Annotated in this window: 19 protein-coding genes and 1 pseudogene; 9 read left to right on the top strand and 11 right to left on the bottom strand. The window is 64.4% G+C overall.

The genetic code is table 11. The features are described from left to right. Positions 1 to 135: 135 nt before the first annotated feature. Genes EJK91_RS15445 through EJK91_RS15430 form a run of 4 tightly spaced genes read left to right on the top strand, consistent with a single transcriptional unit; the run spans position 136 to position 6,387 of the window. Positions 136 to 1,374: an HsdM family class I SAM-dependent methyltransferase gene (locus EJK91_RS15445; protein WP_277424732.1), complete on the top strand. Its 1,239-nt coding sequence runs from the start codon at positions 136 to 138 to the stop codon at positions 1,372 to 1,374. Beyond that, positions 1,371 to 2,714 (top strand): restriction endonuclease subunit S, encoded by a 1,344-nt coding sequence (locus tag EJK91_RS15440; RefSeq protein ID WP_125079370.1) that lies wholly within the window; start codon positions 1,371 to 1,373, stop codon positions 2,712 to 2,714. The genes EJK91_RS15445 and EJK91_RS15440 overlap by 4 nt, the downstream gene beginning before the upstream one ends. Continuing rightward, on the top strand, positions 2,714 to 5,833 hold the full coding sequence (locus EJK91_RS15435; protein WP_125079369.1) for a type I restriction endonuclease subunit R: 3,120 nt from the start codon (positions 2,714 to 2,716) through the stop codon (positions 5,831 to 5,833). The genes EJK91_RS15440 and EJK91_RS15435 overlap by 1 nt, the downstream gene beginning before the upstream one ends. After that, complete coding sequence (locus tag EJK91_RS15430; RefSeq protein WP_241178712.1) at positions 5,830 to 6,387, top strand: hypothetical protein; 558 nt, start codon at positions 5,830 to 5,832, stop codon at positions 6,385 to 6,387. Before EJK91_RS15435 ends, EJK91_RS15430 begins: the two co-directional genes overlap by 4 nt. Before the next feature lie 54 nt (positions 6,388 to 6,441). Here the strand turns inward: EJK91_RS15430 and EJK91_RS15425 are convergent, their stop codons facing one another. Together EJK91_RS15425 and EJK91_RS15420 are read right to left on the bottom strand one after the other, a co-directional pair. After that, entirely contained in the window at positions 6,442 to 6,798 is a 357-nt protein-coding gene (locus tag EJK91_RS15425) for a hypothetical protein (RefSeq protein ID WP_125079368.1), read from the bottom strand. A 109-nt stretch (positions 6,799 to 6,907) separates the two neighbouring features. Then, positions 6,908 to 7,684 carry a hypothetical protein gene (locus tag EJK91_RS15420; RefSeq protein WP_125079367.1) on the bottom strand — a complete coding sequence of 259 codons (777 nt, stop codon included), beginning with the start codon at positions 7,682 to 7,684 and terminating at the stop codon, positions 6,908 to 6,910. A 141-nt stretch (positions 7,685 to 7,825) separates the two neighbouring features. On the opposite strand from EJK91_RS15420, the gene EJK91_RS15415 reads away from it, so the two are divergent. Beyond that, complete coding sequence (locus EJK91_RS15415) at positions 7,826 to 8,059, top strand: XRE family transcriptional regulator (RefSeq protein ID WP_125079366.1); 234 nt, start codon at positions 7,826 to 7,828, stop codon at positions 8,057 to 8,059. Continuing rightward, positions 8,056 to 8,928, top strand: coding sequence for a DUF2637 domain-containing protein (locus EJK91_RS15410; protein WP_125079365.1), 873 nt, complete (start codon positions 8,056 to 8,058; stop codon positions 8,926 to 8,928). Before EJK91_RS15415 ends, EJK91_RS15410 begins: the two co-directional genes overlap by 4 nt. Positions 8,929 to 9,320: 392 nt before the next feature. On the opposite strand, the gene EJK91_RS15405 is transcribed toward EJK91_RS15410, so the two are convergent. From EJK91_RS15405 to EJK91_RS15375, 9 genes and pseudogenes are all read right to left on the bottom strand, one after another. Further along, positions 9,321 to 9,773, bottom strand: coding sequence for a hypothetical protein (locus EJK91_RS15405; protein ID WP_125079364.1), 453 nt, complete (start codon positions 9,771 to 9,773; stop codon positions 9,321 to 9,323). Further along, a complete protein-coding gene (locus EJK91_RS22965; protein ID WP_277424731.1) occupies positions 9,773 to 9,904 on the bottom strand; it encodes a hypothetical protein in 132 nt (43 codons plus the stop codon). Before EJK91_RS22965 ends, EJK91_RS15405 begins: the two co-directional genes overlap by 1 nt. An 82-nt stretch (positions 9,905 to 9,986) precedes the next feature. Continuing rightward, positions 9,987 to 10,298 carry a hypothetical protein gene (locus EJK91_RS15400; RefSeq protein ID WP_125079363.1) on the bottom strand — a complete coding sequence of 104 codons (312 nt, stop codon included), beginning with the start codon at positions 10,296 to 10,298 and terminating at the stop codon, positions 9,987 to 9,989. A 16-nt stretch (positions 10,299 to 10,314) separates the two neighbouring features. Further along, positions 10,315 to 11,202, bottom strand: a complete 888-nt coding sequence (locus EJK91_RS15395; protein WP_125079362.1) for a hypothetical protein — start codon at positions 11,200 to 11,202, stop codon at positions 10,315 to 10,317. A 174-nt stretch (positions 11,203 to 11,376) separates the two neighbouring features. Continuing rightward, a pseudogene (locus EJK91_RS23180) lies at positions 11,377 to 11,490 on the bottom strand (MarR family transcriptional regulator); the annotation flags it as partial. Positions 11,491 to 11,986: 496 nt separating this feature from the next. Continuing rightward, a complete protein-coding gene (locus EJK91_RS15390) occupies positions 11,987 to 12,406 on the bottom strand; it encodes a hypothetical protein (RefSeq protein ID WP_125079361.1) in 420 nt (139 codons plus the stop codon). Continuing rightward, complete coding sequence (locus EJK91_RS15385) at positions 12,403 to 12,681, bottom strand: hypothetical protein (protein ID WP_241178711.1); 279 nt, start codon at positions 12,679 to 12,681, stop codon at positions 12,403 to 12,405. The genes EJK91_RS15390 and EJK91_RS15385 overlap by 4 nt, the downstream gene beginning before the upstream one ends. Continuing rightward, complete coding sequence (locus tag EJK91_RS15380; RefSeq protein WP_125079360.1) at positions 12,678 to 12,884, bottom strand: hypothetical protein; 207 nt, start codon at positions 12,882 to 12,884, stop codon at positions 12,678 to 12,680. The genes EJK91_RS15385 and EJK91_RS15380 overlap by 4 nt, the downstream gene beginning before the upstream one ends. 315 nt (positions 12,885 to 13,199) lie before the next feature. After that, entirely contained in the window at positions 13,200 to 14,099 is a 900-nt protein-coding gene (locus tag EJK91_RS15375) for a tyrosine-type recombinase/integrase (protein WP_241178710.1), read from the bottom strand. A 135-nt stretch (positions 14,100 to 14,234) separates the two neighbouring features. On the opposite strand from EJK91_RS15375, the gene efp reads away from it, so the two are divergent. The 3 genes from efp to EJK91_RS15360 all read left to right on the top strand — a co-directional run bounded on the left by efp (position 14,235) and on the right by EJK91_RS15360 (position 18,148). Then, positions 14,235 to 14,798 carry an elongation factor P gene (gene efp / locus EJK91_RS15370; protein WP_024442176.1) on the top strand — a complete coding sequence of 188 codons (564 nt, stop codon included), beginning with the start codon at positions 14,235 to 14,237 and terminating at the stop codon, positions 14,796 to 14,798. A gap of 2 nt (positions 14,799 to 14,800) precedes the next feature. Next, positions 14,801 to 15,322 carry a transcription antitermination factor NusB gene (gene nusB / locus EJK91_RS15365; RefSeq protein ID WP_125079358.1) on the top strand — a complete coding sequence of 174 codons (522 nt, stop codon included), beginning with the start codon at positions 14,801 to 14,803 and terminating at the stop codon, positions 15,320 to 15,322. Positions 15,323 to 15,409: 87 nt separating this feature from the next. Next, complete coding sequence (locus EJK91_RS15360; protein ID WP_125079357.1) at positions 15,410 to 18,148, top strand: aminotransferase class I/II-fold pyridoxal phosphate-dependent enzyme; 2,739 nt, start codon at positions 15,410 to 15,412, stop codon at positions 18,146 to 18,148. Positions 18,149 to 18,157 lie beyond the last annotated feature (9 nt).

Below are 18,157 nucleotides of genomic sequence, written 5' to 3'. Positions count from 1 at the left end.
TTATCCGGCGGCGGCAGACCCGCGAACTACTAGATGCGATTGCGATTGAGCGGGCTGGGAGCTTCGCCTGACGACCGTGATTGTCCAGTTAGTGGTATTGGCAAGGGAGCTTGATGGGTGCGCCATCGGCCTTAGGTGGCGACCTGGGCGCCATCACTACTACTTGTTGTCTCCGCCCAGCCGTCACGGGACCGTTCTCGCCGCTGGATCAGGCCAGTTTGCAACACGCCCAAACCATGCACGGAACCCCCGTTCGGGGTGGACTGGAAGACCCAGCAGAAGACGGTCACCGACGAATACGAGCAGCGTGGCTTCGCGGGGCGCTTTGGACCCGGCCTGCCCCGCGTCTCCGACGGGTCGATGCTGTTCTTGCTGCACCTGATCTCCAAGATGCAGCCCGCCAAGGGCGGCGAGGGTGGCAGTCGCCTGGCCATCGTGCTCAACGGCTCCCCGCTGTTCACCGGTGGGGCCGGATCCGGGGAGTCCAACATTCGGCAGTGGATCATCGAGAACGACCTGCTGGACGCGATTATCGCGCTGCCGACCGAGATGTTCTACAACACCGGCATCGCCACCTACATCTGGATCCTGGACAACAACAAGCCCACCAAACGGCGGGGGAAAGTTCAGCTCATCAACGCCGTGGAGATGTTCGGCAAGATGCGCAAGTCTCTGGGATCCAAGCGCAAGGAGCTACGGCAGAAGGACATCGAGCGGATCTGCCACCTGTACGAGGGCTACCGAAACGAACACGGCACCGATGAGCGCCTGGCCCACTCGAAGGTGTTCAAGGGTGAGGAGTTCGGCTACTCCACCATCACCGTCGAACGGCCCCTGCAGCTGCGGTTCACCCCCAGCGCCGACAACATCGAAGAGGTCCTGGCGCAGAAGGGCATCGCGAAGCTCAAGACCGGTGAGCAGGCCGCGATCCGCAGTGCCCTGACCGGGCTGATCAGCTGGGAATGGAAGGACCGTGACGAATTCGTCGCCGAGCTGAAAACCGCCCTCCAAAAAGCTGGGTTGACCAAACCCCCGGCCCCGCTGGTCAAGACAATCTGGTCGACCATCGGCGAGCACGACGACAGCGCCGCTGTCGTCACCGACCGCAAGGGCAACCCCGAACCCGACACAGCCTTACGTGACACCGAGAATGTGCCGCTGACCGAGGAGATCGAGGAGTACTTCGCCCGCGAGGTCCTGCCCCACGTACCTGATGCCTGGATCGACCACGGCAAGACCAAGGTCGGCTACGAGATTCCGTTCACCCGCCACTTCTACCGCTACACCCCACCCCGCCCACTGGAAGAGATCCAGAAAGACCTGCGGGTCCTCGTCGAGGAGATCCAGGTCATGCTCGCCGAGGTCGGGGCATGACCTGGCCTGCTTACCCGCGCTACATACGTTCGGGTATCGAATGGCTCGGCGATGTGCCGAGTGAGTGGGCGGTCGATCGGCTCAAACAGTCGGTGCTGCGGGGCCAGAACGGTGTCTGGGGCGATGAACCCGATGGTGGCCCAGACGATATTCGGTGTGTTCGAGTTGCAGACTTCGATCGTCCGCATCTTCGCATACAGGATCGCGACATCACCTACCGGAAGGTAAGCAGCTCTGATCGGCGGGGTCGCGTACTGGAACCTGGAAACCTCATCCTGGAGAAGTCGGGCGGCGGCGAGAAAAGCCCAGTCGGGTTCGTGGTGTTGTACGACAAAGGCGAACCTGCCGTCTGCTCTAACTTCGTCGCAAAAGTAACCCTGCGCCCTGGGATGAACCCCCGCTACTGGACCTACGTCCACCACTCCTTGTATCACTCGCGGTTGACGCAGCCGTCGATCAAACAGACGTCGGGTATTCAGAACCTGGACCAGCAGAGCTACTTCAACGAGAGAGTGTGCTTCCCACCGGAAGACGAGCAGACCTCCATCGCCGACTTCCTCGACCGAGAGACGGCCAAGATTGATGCGTTGATCGCCAAGCAGGGGCAGCTCATCGCCACCCTGCGCGAGGACCGCACTGCCACTATCACCCACGCCGTCACCAAAGGCCTCAACCCCGACGTCGAGATGAAAGACTCCGGCGTCGAGCTACTGGGTGAGATCCCCCGGGTGTGGTCGGTCAGACCGTTCTTGCGGTGTGTCGACGGCAGAGTGGACTACCGGGGAGCGACTCCGAAGAAGGTCGATGACGGCGTGCTCCTCATAACCGCTCGTAACGTGCGGCCTGGGTGGATCGACTACACGATCTCCGAGGAGTACGTCTCCGCCGATGAGTACGGCGAGATCATGCGGCGCGGACTTCCCGAAGTAGGTGACCTCCTCTTCACCATGGAGGCTCCACTGGGAAACGCAGCGCTGGTGGATCGGACAGATATAGCGCTGGCGCAGCGGATAATCAAGTTCCGTCCTGATCCTCGCGTCGTACACCGGAAGTTCCTCTTATACGCGGTCATAGCGGAGTCGTTCCAGGCTCAACTTGTTGCACGCGCAACAGGTTCAACAGCATTAGGCCTCAAGGCGAGCAAGTTACCGGAACTGCAGTTGGTGGTCCCAGATATCAGGGAACAGCGCCGCATCGCGGGCTTCCTCGACGAGCGGTGCGCCCGGATCGAAGCCTTGATCAACAAGGCCAACGAGGTGATCGACATGCTGCGGGAGTACCGCTCGGCGCTGATCACCGACGCGGTGACCGGCAAGATCGATGTGAGGGGGGCGGCGTAGTGGTTGCGCTGCAGCATCACGAGTCGGTGTTCGAGTCCGAGATTTGCGAGTACCTGGCCGCGCACGGCTGGCTGTACTCATCCACCGACGACGGGTATGACCGTGAGCTGGCGCTGTTCTCGGAGGACGTGTTCGACTGGCTGGCCGACACCCAGCCGGACCAGCTGGCCAAGCGGGTCAAACCGGACCTGACCGGAGACGCCCGGGCCAAGGCACGGGCCGGGGTGTTGGCGACGTTGGTGAAGGCGTTGGGGGCTGATCCGAAGGCCAACGGTGGCACCCTGTCGGTGCTGCGGCGCGGGTTTAAGGACCTCAACGCGCAGTTCCAGATGTGTCAGTTCCGGCCCAACACCACCCTGAATGAGACCACCGCCAAGAAGTACGCGGCGGTGCGCCTTCGGGTGATGCGCCAGGTGCACTACTCGACGCAGAACCACCACAACAGCATCGATCTGGTGTTCTTCGTCAACGGCATCCCGGTGGCCACCGCCGAGTTGAAGACCGACCTCAGTGTCCAGAACATCACCGACGCGGTCCTGCAGTACAAGCATCACCGGCCTCCCAAGGGAGAGCCTCTGTTGGCGTTCGGGTCTCGGGCATTGGTGCACTTCGCGGTCTCCAACAGCGAGGTGCAGATGACGACCAAGCTGGCGGGCAAGGACACCGTGTTCTTGCCGTTCAACCGGGGCGATCACGGCCACGCCGGAAACCCGCTCAACCCGCACGGGTCGAAGACTTCGTACCTGTGGCAGCAGATCCTGGCCCGCGACACCTGGCTGGACATCCTGGGCCGGTTCATGCACCTGCAGATCGACGAGACCATCGACCCCGCCACGGGCAAGAAGGTCCGCAAGCAGACCATGCTGTTCCCGCGCTTTCACCAGTGGGAGGCGGTCACCAGGCTGGTGGAGGCCGCTCACGAGCAGGGGCCGGGACACCGCTACTTGATTCAGCACTCAGCCGGATCGGGGAAGACGAATTCAATCTCGTGGCTGGCGCACCGACTCTCGGTGCTGCACGACGATGCGAACGCTGTGGTGTTCGACTCGGTCATCGTGATCACCGACCGCACCGTGCTTGATGCCCAGTTGCAGGAGGCGATCTTCCAGATCGACCGCACCCCGGGGGTGGTGGCCCACATCGCGGGGCTGGGCGGCGCAAAAGCTCAGGAGCTGACCCACGCACTGTCCGGTGGGACGAAGATCATCATCGTCACCATCCAGACCTTCCCCTACGCGCTCAAGCTGATCCAGGAGCAAGCTGATCTGAGGGGTAAGAGTTTCGCGATCATCGCCGACGAAGCCCACTCGTCGCAGGCCGGGGAGGCCTCCAAGCGACTGAAAGCAGCGCTGAGCGCCACGGAGATCGAGGAACTCGCCGACGGCGGCACCGTGGATGCCCAGGACGTGCTGGCCGCAGAAATGGCTGCTCGGGCGGAGTCGAAGAACCTGTCGTTCTTCGCGTTCACCGCCACGCCGAAGGCCAAGACCCTGGAGTTGTTCGGGCACAAGGGTATCGATGGCACCCCGCACCCGTTTCACCTGTATTCGATGCAGCAGGCCATCGGGGAGGGCTTCATCCTCGACGTGCTGCGCAACTACACCCCCTACAAGACGGCGTTCCGGCTGACCCACAACGGCCAGACCTACGAGAGCGAAGACACCGCCAACGCCGGGACCATCGCCGTCACGGGCAGCGCGGACGGGGAGTTAGTCGACAAGAGCGCTGCCATCAAGTCACTGATGAACTGGGTACGGCTACATCCGACCAACATCTCCCAGAAGGTGCAGATCATCGTCGAGCACTTCCGCGCCAACGTCGCACCCCGCCTGGATGGGCGGGCCAAGGCGATGGTGGTCACTTCGTCGCGGAAGGCGGCGGTGCGCTACAAGATCGCCATCGACAAGTACGTCACCGGGCAGGGCTACACCGATGTGGCCGCGCTGGTGGCGTTCTCCGGTGAAGTCTCCGACCTCGAGTCGGGGATCGAGAAAGTCAGCGAGACTTCGACCTTGATGAACCCGGGGCTTAAAGGCCGCGACTTGCGCGATGCGTTCGCCACCGACGAGTACAACGTGATGTTGGTGGCCAACAAGTTCCAGACCGGCTTCGACCAACCGCTGTTGGTGGCGATGTACGTCGACAAGCGCCTATCCGGGGTCGCGGCAGTCCAGACGCTGTCGAGGTTGAATCGGACCGCGCCGGGCAAGGACCAGACGTTCGTGTTGGACTTCGCCAACACCGCCGAGGACATCGTCGAGGCGTTCGAGCCCTACTACGAGGCCACCACGCTGGCCGACGTGACCGACCCGAACATCGTGCACCAGACGATGAACAAGCTGGATTCGGCGGGGATCTATCAAGAGTCGGAGATCGAGGGCCTGGTCGTCGATTACCTCAAGGGCAAGGGCCATGAGGCGCTGAACAAATGGGTGGGCCCGGCGCAGGATCGCTTCCGGGACCGGGAACGCACCGCCCGCGAGCACAACGATCAGCACGGCCTCGATGAGTTGGAGTTGTTCCGCAAGGACGTCGGCACCTTCTTGCGGCAGTACGATTTCCTGTCCCAGATCATCAACTACGAGGACGTCTCGCTGGAGAAGTTGTCGATCTACCTGCGCCACCTGGCCCCGGTGATCTCCAGCGAGCAGCTGCACCACGAGATCGACCTGTCCACCGTGGATTTCGACTACATCGCTCAACGCCAGCAGGCCACCACCTCGGCCAAGCTCACCGGTGACGTGCCGCTGGAACCACCCAAGGAGGCGGGAACCGGTATCGCTCGCGACCCCGAGATGGTGGCACTCGATGAGGTCATCGCCCAGATCAACGACCTGTTCTCCGGGGATCACCCGGACTCCAGCGTCCGCAACGTCGTCACCCACATCCGGGACCGGCTCGAGGAAAGCGAGACCCTGCAGCAGCAGGCCCAGAACAACACCCTGGCGCAGTTCTCGGCCAGCCCCGACCTGCAGAACGAGTTCGTCGGCGCGGTGATCGGGGCCATGGCCTCCTCCGAAGACCTGTCCGCCCAGATCCTCAACAACCCCGAGCTGTCCCAGAAGCTGCTCGGTGAACTGGTGCCGCTGATCTACAAGGGGCTGAAGGTGACGGCGTGATCGGAGACTTTGCTGGTCGAATCGTCAGCGGTGCATCGTCGTTGATCGCCGGGAGTGCGCGAGGCGTCCAAGCAGGCTTTAGAGGAGTGAAGGACTGGGCGGAAGAAAAATGGGCCGACTGGGAGATGCAGCGATACCTGAAGTTTCATCCATCGGTCGCCCCCGATCCGGCGACCAAAGAGCGGGAAGATAGCTTTTACCAGCACGCGCACCAAGTCGTTGATCTGTATAAGTCGATCGAAGATGCCGAGATCAATGCCACGGCTGGTGCGACTAGGGCCGACAGGGCGTATCTGCGTGCGGAAGCCCGGGCGGCCAAGGCGGAAACCAAACGCGCCCTGCCGCTACTAATCGCGGCATTCGAGAGTGAGATCAGAGGCCAGTCGGTGGATGACGTCGTCGAAACCGCCAGTACCCTGATCGAATCTCTTGCTGCCCACCTGAAGTATGCCGTCCCGCGAGTTCTCCATCCGCACGATGTGCTTCAAGACCTGCACTCCGCGATGTTAACGCAGGCCAATCCATGGCTCGACAATCTGGACAATTGCGATTAGCCAAACCAGCCGCAACGCCCCGCGAGTGATCCTCGTCAGCTGGTCGCCGAGCGTCTAATGTCCGCGTCGCGAAGACGGGAGACCCCCGAGCACCTCGTGTCCGGCGCGATCCAGCGCAGAGCTGCGGACAAGACCAGCAGGAAGAACACCACGCACACCGCGCAGTTCGCTTCTGCGCTTCCTTTCGAGGGTCTTCTTCGCCTGCTCCGGATCGGTTATCCGCGACTGGACTTCCTTCGCTCGGTGGTAGAGAAGCCGGTAGCGTTTGCCGCCGGATGCCGAGCGGCGCAGCGTCTCAACGAGGGTGTTGATCCGCTCAATCTCTTCGGCGGTCAGCTTCCGATCAGAAGGTATCCCCGCGACTTGGCCAACCTCACCGGCGAGCAGCTGGTACTTGGTCTTCTTGGGCACGGGGTATCCTTCGCAACGCATTACCGCGAACGCCACCGACCTAAGGGTCCAGCAGTCAGACGCGAGCGTTCGGTAGAGCATATCGAAACAGCTGGACATCGACGGGCCGTCACGCGGATGGCGGCAGCGATACCCAGGCCCACCCGCTGGGCCGGTTCCATGTGAGCACATGCTGGTACCCGCCCGTAATCCACAGGTGCGTCGCGGCGAAGTCCTCACGCGGCACGTGCGCTGGCACGTAGCCGCGTGGCGAAAGCAACTGGTCGACCAGATCGAACCCCGCCCGGTAACGGTCGACACCGACCATCAGATGCCGTTCAGCAACACCCTGGTGGTCGCGCAGCTTGTGCAACTTCGACACAACGCGAGCGTCCGCGAACATCCGCTCTAGATCGTGATCCAGATTCTCGGCGCGAGGCCAACCCGTCGTAGGCGGCAGGCGCACGGCGACTGTGCCGGGAGCAGACAGTGCACTCGGTGAAAGGGCCAACCCCGACAACATGAACCACTGAACGTCTGTGCAGTCTTCGCTGACCGGTAGTCGAGTTGGGTCATCAACGCCGTGGCGGTCGCATGCGGCGATTACCGCTCGAAGACGCACCTGCAGTTGATCCAGTTTGGTGCTGAGTTCGACCCTGACCGCCCATCCTCGTGGGCTATCAACGGGGATCGTTTCGCCGCCGCCATTCAGCTTGGCCTGCAGCGCTGCCGCCTGGCCGTCGCGGTAGGTGGTCATCTCGACAGCGCCATCCACCCCCTCGGGTGAGGTAAACACGTAATCGACCGCGCGCTGACGCCCGTCGCAGTCGAACTGTTCTAGCTCGACGCCGTGCAGCCACTCGATGACGGCGCGTAGATACAGCTCAGAGTTGCTTTCGTTGCCCACAGACGAACCGTAGTGGACAGACTCGGACCACCGATTCTACGCGGCCCGGCTGGCCTGCTTGCGTCCTCCGTTGCCGCCGGTGATGACGTTCGACAGTTCAATAGCTAGACCTATTAATTAGTTCAAGCTATTATTGACGGTGTGGTTGATCTGGCGGCAATTCGCAAGGCTGCCGGGCTGACCCAGGCGGAGATGGCGCACCGACTCCAGGCCACCCAGGGGGCGATCTCGCAGACCGAACGCCGCGATCCCATGAGCCTGAGGCTGGGCACGCTCGTCGAGTACCTCGAAGCCCTGGGGGGCCGCGTGGAGCTGACCATCGCCGTCGGTGAGACCACCTGCACCCACGATTTGACCGAGAAGGGGAGCTGTTGAGCCGACTGACCGCAATCGAACTCGCCGACGAGGCCGATCGGGCCAAGGCCCGCCGGTTCTTCATGGCGTGGTTGGTAACCGCCACCATCGTCTCCGTCGGCGGCAACGCCGCCCACGCCGTACTGGAGTGGCTGCCCGTCGTCGCGGTCAAGATCGCCGTCGCCTGCCTGCCGCCGGTCGTCGCCCTGATCGGCATCCACGGCGTGGCCGTGCTGGCACGCAGTGGCCACACCACCCGCGCCCGCACCTCGGCCACCGGCGGGTGGGTTTACGGCCTGTCGGTGGCCGTCACCGGCTTGCTGGCACTTGGTGCTGCAGTGCTCAGCTTCGCCGGGCTGCACAGCCTCGCGGTCGCCGGAGGCATCGACCCGCAACTGGCTGCGCTGTGGCCGATCTGCATTGACGCGGGGATCGCGGTGTCCACCATCGCGCTGGTGGTGCTGCGCCCCGCATCGCCTGCTGACCTACGCGCTGCACGTGCAGGTACTGCTGCACCCACGCCGGTGCAGACCAACGCACCCGCGGACCGCACAGCAGCAGCAGTAGCGGCCTCACCTGCACCGCGCACCGCGGGTGCGCCCGCAGTGCCCACTGCACCTGCACCGCATCATCGGCCTGCGAACCAGCCCTCACTGCAGGCCGTCGCACAGGCTGCAGGCGCGGACCCGGACGTGGCCGAACTGGCCCGCACCCTGGTCGATACTGGTGCAACCACCAAGAGCGTCGGTCAGGTCGAACAGGTCCTGGCCGCACATGCAGCCGGGACTGCGATCACGCGGATCGCCGCCGATGCGGGGATTCATCACCAGACGGTGCGGTCGATACTCACCGCGGCTGCCGAACAACGGCAACTGGCCACGGTCGGATGAGCTGACCCGCGGACCGAAGTTCGTGTGGAAAGCAGCCTCTCCCCACAGCATCACCGCGTGATGCTCAGGCGGATGGTCAGATCGGCGACCTCGACGTTGAGCGTCGGCGGCTCGGCGGCTCGGCGTTCTCGGCGGTGGGCTCGGTCTGGTCCTCGGCGCTCATCACGGCCCTCGCTTTCCTGACTAGAGGATGACTGAACATGTTCGCTGTCCGATACTCCGGGCCAGAGTCGGGATGCGTGAACTGCGGCGATTCAACCACGGTCATCATGACCGGAGTTGCTGGCGAGCAGCAGGTCGTGGGCCTCCGTCCCCCTGTGGGGTACGCAGCTCTCCGCAGCAGGTCATGGGCAACCGTATGCCAGGGGCATACGGTTGCCGAGGACGGCGAGTCATGGGCAGTTGTGGTGCTGAGCACCACGACTGGTGCAGTTGCTACCCAGCGGGTAGCAACTGGCGCTGGCGAGCGGTCGCAGCCACAGCCCCACGATCGGGTTGACGGTCGGCGGGTGGGTCAGCTTCCGGGTCATGTCGATCCCCAGCACCGTGTAGCGCGCTCCGTCGATGGCGACGGTGTCGCCCTGCCAGAGGGTGTGGGTCAGCTCGCGGGTGTCGATGCCGACCATGACGGTGTCGAGCTGGGTCGCGGTCTGCCACAGCAGAGACAGCTCCGCCACAGGTCGTGGGCCTGTGCTAGCCAGTGGGTAGTGCAGCTGCCGGTAATACTGGCTAGAGGACGCCTGTAGGCCGGATCCGCAGTAGGGGCAGGGCAGGCCGTCGCTGTAGGCGGTGAACACCGCGCTGGTGTAACGGTCACAGCCCGGGCAGGTCAGCTTGTAGGCCATCAGAGGGCCACCGCGTCGTCGCCCTGGCCGAACTGGGAGGTCAAGATGACCTCGCCCAGGTGGCGGTCGGTGACCCGGTAGAGTGCGAAATCTTCGACCGGGCCGAAGTACTCGGGGTGATCGGTGACCACCTGCAGGTCGGGATCGAGTCGACGTAGACCGCGTAGACCTCGTAGGTGCCGACGTCGGCGGGCAGGCCGTGGGCGCGGGCGCTCACCCGAGGACCTCGCTGGTCTCGTGGGGCTCGGCGGGCCGCTCACGGTTGGCCAGCAGCGCTGCGTGTCGTTCGTCGAGGGCCGCCGCCTGCGCCGGGTTGTCCCCGCGCCAGCGGTACTGCTTGACGTCCTCCCAGATCTCCTCCCACGCGACCTCCAGCTCCTCGACGCGATGGGCGTCCCAGTGCGTCAGGGCTCGGCGGCCAGCGTCGCCCGGACGGCGAAAAACACGTCCTCGGCTTTGTCGGGTCCGGCGGCGCGCAGCATGCCGGTCGCCCACTCCAAGGTCTCGCACCTCAGGCGCTGGCACGTCTCGTGGTTCCGGGTTATCGCCTCGCCAGACTGTCGTTCTTGCGGTGCCATGCCTTGATCTTCTCGCGTAGTTCTTCCACTGGTGTCGGTTCACGGGGCTGTGTGGCCTGCTGGCGCGCTATCTCCTCGCTGTGGTGCTCCTGGGCTCCAGAGCCGTGAAAATGGCATTTTGCGATCTCAAATCGCGAAGTGTCGTCGGCCGAGCCGACCAGAACCTCCGGGTCGTAGTTATTGCCCTCGATGTCTTGGGCCCGCGCCGCCATCAGCTCGTCGAAGTTGCTCAGAATCTGGTACAGCCCGGTCACCCGGCGACCACCCTCCATGGCCTGGCTCCAACTGCGCTCGGTGTAGCCGTTGTCGGCGACCGGGTTCGCGCCCAGCCAGCCCGAGTCGAAGACGTAATCGACGACCAGCACCGCCTCGTAGAGGGTGCGCTCGCCCAGCAGCCGATCGGCCCACCTGAGGTTGCGCAATGCCCGAGCGCGGGTGATCTGGTTCCACCGGCCTCCGCCGACCCAGCCGGGAGCCCTGCTCTGCATGGCCTTGGTGTCGATCTTGGCGGCCAGGTAGGACACCAGCCACCGAGCCTCCAGAGACCCCTGGGCGAGGTCTGCCCACCCCAGATCCAGGCTCGTGTCCCCGGGCACCGTGCTCGGGTCGGGGAACGTGGGGTCGACCAGGTGCAGTGCGGGCTTGGGTGCCCAGACCTTGGGCGAGCGGGGCTTGCGCGTCTTGGGCTTGGCCTTCGGCTTGCCAGAGCCTGCGACGGGCACCAGGGAGTGCCCCTCCAGGGATTCCAGCGGCTGACCCTGCGGCAGGACCAGGGTCTGCCCCCCGGCCAGCGGAACCAGGACCTGGCCACCGGCGGGCTCCAGGGTCTGCCCCGCCTCCAGCAGGATCACCGGGGCCGGAGTTTGCCGTGTGTTACTTACTCCAGGAGAGGTATCTACTGCTGAGAGTGACTCACCTTGATTAGCTCCTTGGGTATCTCCACCAGAAATAACCCTGGTAGTAGGTACACACTGCAAACTCGGCGCACCACCGGCTGGGGCCGATTCTGGTCCATTCTGGACCACCGCCAGGTTCAGCTCCTGGAGCTTGTCGATGGTCCTGCTCACGGTCTGGTGGCTCATGCCGGAGGTCTTGGCCAGAGTCCTGGAGGAAGCACCGGGGTGCTGCCGCAGGAGCATCTGGGTGACGGCGATCTGGGGTCCGTATTGGGCCAGAACTTCCAGGTCGATGTCGATGCCGTCAGGACCCCGGGAAGTCTTCGGCTTACGGATGTTAGTTGAGAGCATAACGATGCTCCTGAGTTGTTGGTTGGTACCGAACTTCGGAGCCACCTCCTGTGGTTGGGAGGTTCGAGGAACCCGGGTTACGGCCCGGGGTCCTCTTCCATCCGGGGCTACTCCCGGCTCACATCGGATCCCTCCTCGGATTCCGGCGGGTCGAGGCGGAGGCCATGTAGCCCTCCCAGGCCGCCCGGCGCTTCCCGATCCGCTCGGTCTCGATCAGCTCCTAGTAGTGGCTCTGGGCGGCGTACTTGGCGCAGTTCAGGCCGGTCACGGCGGTCGTGACTGCCGGGTAGATCGAATTCGGGTGGCACTACCGACGCTGGGGTCCTTCGCGGAACCAGACGGGAGGAGATCCTCGGCCCGCAGCTGCTGCAGGCGGTCACGACATTCCTCAGCGGTCGTCGCGCACCGCCTTGGCCTTGCCCCGCTGCGGCCGCGCTCGGAGTTCACTGGCCGACATGACAGGGGGAGGATCCTCCTCGGCCGGGTCGTCGGCGGGGCGATACCAGGGGTAAGGCCCGCAGTAATCGAGTGCGGGGGCGGCCCGCTTCATCACCCGCTGCCGCTGGGTGTCGTACTCCTCTTGCCGCTGCTTTAGGCGGGCCCGCAGCTCTTCGCCCTTGTCCCGCAGGGAGATCAGCTCTTCGGCCAGCTCCAGCAGGAGGTGTGCCTCTTCGAGTTGCTCCTGCAGCTCCCAGACATCGGCGATGTAGTCCTCCGCCGTCATCTCGCGGGTGTCCAGTCCGTGAACCGCCTTGAGTTCGGCGCGGTATTCGTTGACCATGTCGAGGCGTTTCTTGCCAGTGCTCATGCCGCACCGCCCTTGCGGCCACGGCGGGCCTTGGCCGACTTCAGCGCCAGCCCGCTGAAGTACGCCTTGCGGGCGCTCTCGGCGCGCAGACCGCGCTCGGCGGGTGGCAGCGTGCCGCCGGGGTCTACGTCGCGTTCGAAGCGGTCCAGCGCGGCCTGTCGGGCCGCTGCGGTGCGTGCGCTGCGGTCCGGTGTATTCGCCCACGAGGCGTGTGCCGCCATCCGACTGCGCAACGACCGCTCCGTGGGGGTCAGCCCTTCGTTGATGGAGGTCACTTCTCACCACCCAGGACACGGGCGATCCGCTCCACCTGGTCGGGTAGGAGCGGTGGGCAGAATTGCATCACCTCGGCGGCATGCTCGGCGATTCGAGCGGTGGCCAGATCTCGGTGGGCGGTTACGACCACGGGATCATCGAGGGAACGACCGCGCTTGAGCTGCGAGTACCGACCCGCAGCCCGGCTTAGATCTTTGTTCATCGGGAGTCTCCTGCGACAGGAATGGATCTCTGTCGCACGCTCCCGAGACCGGGCCGGAATCCGACACTCCGGTGTCTCGCGGTGTGCGCTGCGCTTGGTGCCTCGTCACATTGTCACGCTGGTCCAGGCGTCTACCCTCTCCGAGGGCAGCGGCTCGGTCGGATTCCGATTCACCTGGGCGCTGTACTGACTAGCGTAGCAGACTCTGGACGTCTAGTCGTTGTAACCCTAAGTAGCGCAAGGGTTTTCACTATAGTCCGACTATAGGATGACTTTCATTCGACTGGAGATGGCGGGCATCGCTGATCGGTTTCGTTACAGTTCGCCCAGATTCAGGCCGCGTGCCTCGGCGGCGGCGCGCTCGGAGGCGGATGCTCCGGTGTACCGATCGAGCATGGACCTGCTGGTCCACCCGGCCACCGACATCAATCCTTGTTCACTGCCCCCGGCGCGCAGCCACCGAGTCGCGGCGGTGTGCCGCATCAGGTGGAGATGGAAGCCAGGGATTCCCGCTGCCTTGGCCCGGTCACGCAGGGTGTCGTTGAGGCCGTGGTAACTCAGCCCCCGGTTGCCCCCGACTCCCAGCCACAGCGCTGGGGTGGCCGCCAGGTTGTGGGTAGCACGTATCCGTAGGTAGCGGTCCAGGGCGGTTCCGACCTGGGGGCCGAATGGTGCGGTGCGTCCTTTGCCGCCCTTGCCGCTGCGGATCGTCACCACGCCGCCCCGCAGCGGCTCCACGTCGGCCACGGTCAGCGCCACCGTCTCCGAGGCCCGGATACCGGTCTCCAGCATCAGTCGCACGATGGCGGTATCCCGACGGTCCCGGAAGCCGTTGCCCCTGCATGCGGTAAGTAGTGCACTGAGCTGGTCGTCGGAGAGTGCCGGGGTGACTTTGGTGGGGATTTTGGGTGCTCGCAGGCCCACGAGGGGGTCCTCGGGGATCTCTTCCTCCTCGGCCAACCACCGAGTGAATTGCTTCAGGGCGGCTAGACGGAGGGCCACAGTATTGGCGGCCTTTCCGTCTGCGATTAGCTCGCCCATGTAACGCTGCACCAAGGGCCGCGTAAGCTGCTCCGGGTGTTCGTTGTCGCCGCACCACTCCAGATAGAGTCGCGCCCCGCGCAGGTAGGACGTGATCGTCTTGGGGGAGCGGTTGGCGGACAGCAGTGCCAGCTCCCAGGATTGCGTGAGGTTGGACAGCAAAGGTTCCGGCACAGCCGTTATCTTACGTTCCAGCGCTGTGCAAAGCTGAAATCCGAGCATGGCCTGCCATAAGTGCAGGTCAATCCGCTAAAGGGAAGAATCGACTTTCCTAACTAACTGACCATTCTCTAGGAGACGTGAACGACCGTGGCTTCAACTGCTGACTTCAAAAACGGGCTGGTGCTGGTGATCGACGGCCAGTTGTGGCAGATCACCGAGTTTCAGCATGTCAAGCCGGGCAAGGGTCCGGCCTTCGTGCGCACCAAGCTCAAGAATGTGGTGTCGGGCAAGGTCGTGGACAAGACCTACAACGCCGGCGTGAAGGTGGAGACCGCCACCGTGGACCGCCGCGACGCCACCTACCTGTACCGCGACGGCAACGACTTCGTGTTCATGGACAGCGAGGATTACGAGCAGCACCCGCTGCCGGAATCGCTGGTCGGCGACTCGGCGAACTACCTGCTGGAGAGCATGCTGGTGCAGATCGCCTTCCACAACGGGGTGCCGCTGTATCTGGAGCTGCCGGTCAGCGTCGAGCTGGAGGTCACCCACACCGAGCCCGGCCTGCAGGGCGACCGGTCCAGCGCGGGCACCAAGCCGGCCACCATGGAGACCGGTGCCCAGATCAATGTGCCGCTGTTCATCAACACCGGAGACAAGCTGAAGGTCGACACCCGCGACGGCAGCTACCTGGGACGGGTCAACTCCTGACCATGCCTGCTGGCAAGCCGGTGAAGGGCCGGCACCAGGCCCGTAAGCGTGCCGTCGACGTGCTCTTCGAGGCCGAGGCCCGGGGCCTGACCCCGGCCCAAGGCGCGGAGCTGCGAACGGCGCTGGCGAGTGAGCAGCCCGACGTGTCACCGCTGCACCCGTACACCGTCACGGTGGCCAAGGGGGTCACCGAGCACGCCGCCCACATCGACGACCTGATCACCTCGCACCTGCAGGGCTGGAAACTGGAGCGGCTGCCGGCCGTGGACCGGGCGATCCTGCGGGTGGCGATCTGGGAATTGCTGCATGCCGATGACGTCCCGGAGCCGGTCGCCGTGGACGAAGCGGTGAAGCTGGCCAAGGAGTTGTCCACCGACGATTCGCCCGGGTTCATCAACGGCGTGCTGGGCCAGGTGATGCTGGTGACACCGCAGTTGCGGGCCGCCTCGCTGGCGGTGCGGGCGGCGAGCGAGCCGGCGGTCACACCCGGTGAGCCCGACTCCGAGGACACCCCGCAGGACTGAAAGCCGGGTTTCGCGAGGCCTGTCGGCCGAGGGATCCGGAGGTCGCTAAACCGGCCGATCCGCGTCAAGATCATGCAGACTGGCCCCATGGGCCAAGATTGGGACGCACGGAATCGGAGACTACGAGTATCGGCTTTAGCGGCGGTGGCGAACCCGTCGTATTCGCGGGTGGACACCTGGAACCTGCTCGACGACGCGTGTCGGGAATTGGCGGCGGTCGACCGCGCCGGGATGGACACCGCCCACCAATATGCGCAGGTCAAGCGCTTGATGCAACGCCTGGCAGCCTACGAGCGATATTGGTTGTTCCCCGGCGCGGGAAGGCTGGCGGCGTTTCGCAACTACCTCGAGGGCATGGCGACGGTGTCGCTGACCGAGCAGGTGTCGCTGGTGGTGCGGCTGCTGTCGGACTACGGCGACCGGGCAGCGCTGTTCGACCTGGGGTTACCGCTGTCTGATCAGGAATTGGTAGCGCAGGCCCGGCGGCAGCAGTTCTACACCGTGCTGCTGGCCGACGACTCGCCCCCTGATGCACCGGAAAGCCTCGCGGAAAGCCTTCGCGCACTGCGCAACCTCGACGACGAGGTGCAGATCGAACTGTTGGTGGCCTCCAGCGTTGAGGACGCCGTCACGGCCGTAGCGCTCAACGGTGAGATCCAGGCGGCGATCGTGCGCCACGACCTTCCGCTGCGATCGCGCGACCGGGTCCCGCTGATGACCACGCTTTTGGGCGCCAACGACGACGCGGGAGTCGTCGATGGCAGCCACGACGCAATCGAGTGCGGCGAATGGATGCGGCTGCTGCGTCCCCACATCGACCTGTATCTGCTGACGGACGAATCCATCGCCGCGGACACCGAGGAAGAGCCCGACGTCTACGACCGCACCTTCTACCGGCTCAACGACGTCACCGATCTGCACAGCACGGTGCTTGCCGGAATCCGGAAGCGCTACGCCACACCGTATTTCGATGCGTTGCGGGCCTATGCTGCCGAGCCGGTCGGTCAGTTCCACGCGTTGCCGGTGGCCCGCGGCGCCAGCATCTTCAATTCCCGCTCGCTGCAGGACATGGGAGAGTTCTACGGCCGCAACATCTTCATGGCCGAAACCTCGTCGACCTCGGGCGGGTTGGATTCGCTGCTGGACCCGCACGGCACCATCCGGGTGGCGATGAAAAAGGCTGCCAAGACCTGGAACGCCGACCACACCTATTTCGTCACCAACGGGACCTCGACGGCCAACAAGATCGTGGGGCAGGCGTTGACCCGGCCCGGTGACATCGTCCTGATCGACCGCAACTGTCACAAGTCGCATCACTACAGCCTGGTGCTGGCCGGTGCTTATCCGATGTACCTGGACGCCTACCCGCTGGCGGCCACGGCGATCTACGGCGCGGTGTCGCTGCACACCATCAAGCGGGCACTGCTGGACCTGGAAGCCGCCGGACAGCTGCACCGGGTCCGGATGTTGTCTTTGACCAACTGCACATTCGACGGCGTCGTCTACAACCCCGGCCGGGTGATGGAGGAAGTCCTGGCGATCAAGCCGGACATTTGTTTCCTTTGGGATGAGGCCTGGTACGCCTTCGCGACGGCGGTGCCGTGGGCCCGGCAACGCACCGCCATGGTGGCCGCCGAACGCCTGGAGAGCATGCTCGGCTCACCGCGTTACGCCCAGGAGTACCAGGCATGGCGCGAATCCATGGCGGGCATTGATCGCGACCAGTGGAGCGAACACCGGCTGCTGCCGGCTCCCTCGGCGCGGGTGCGGGTCTATGCGACCCACTCCACGCATAAGTCCTTGTCGGCCCTGCGGCAGGCGTCGATGATCCACGTCCGGGACAAGGACTTCAACGCGCTGGCGCGGGATGCGTTCGCCGAGGCGTTTTTGACTCACACCTCCACCTCACCGAACCAGCAGCTGCTCGCTTCGCTGGATCTGGCGCGCCGCCAGGTGGACATCGAAGGCTTTGACCTGGTCCGGCGGGTTTACGACATGGCGCTGGTGTTTCGCCACCGGGTTCGTAAAGACCGGCTGATCAACAAATGGTTCCGGATTCTCGATGAGGACGACCTGGTGCCCGATGAGTTCCGGAATTCCACGGTCAGTTCCTACCGTCAGGTCCGCCAGGGCGGTTTGGCGGAGTGGAACGAGGCCTGGCGTTCCGACGAATTCGTGTTGGACCCGACCCGGGTGACGCTGTTCGTGGGTCGGACCGGGATGAACGGCTATGAATTCCGCGAGAAGGTCCTGATGGACCGATTCGGCATCCAGATCAACAAGACCTCCATCAACTCTGTGCTGTTGATCTTCACCATTGGTGTCACCTGGTCCAGCGTGCACTACCTGCTCGATGCGTTGCGCCGGGTCGCCGGCGAACTGGACCGGGCCTGGGCGGCGGCCAGCAGCGACGATCGGGCGTTGCAGCAGCGCAAAACCGTTGAGATCACCGAAGACCTGCCGCCATTGCCGGATTTCAGCGAGTTCGCGCCCGCGTTTCGTCCCGGCGGTGCCAGCACATTCGGCGACATGCGATTGGCGTTTTACGCCGGCTATGAAGAGGCCGACCGCGAGTATGTGATGCTCGGCGACGCCGGGCGCCGGGTCGCCGACGGTAAGACGCTGGTCTCGACGACCTTCGTGGTGCCCTACCCGCCCGGGTTCCCGGTGCTGGTTCCCGGTCAGGTGATCTCCAAGGAGATCCTCTACTTCCTGGCCGAACTCGACGTGAAAGAGATTCACGGCTACAACCCCGAGCTGGGGTTGGCGGTGTTCACGCCCGAGGCATTGGACCGCTACGCGCAGGCACCCGGCCTCGCCGATTAAGTACGCTGA

Source organism: Mycobacterium sp. P7213 (assembly GCF_900604305.1).
GTDB lineage: Bacteria > Actinomycetota > Actinomycetes > Mycobacteriales > Mycobacteriaceae > Mycobacterium.
The sequence above is the reverse complement of the archived record's forward strand: the minus strand, read 5'-3'. Positions and strand labels throughout refer to the sequence as shown.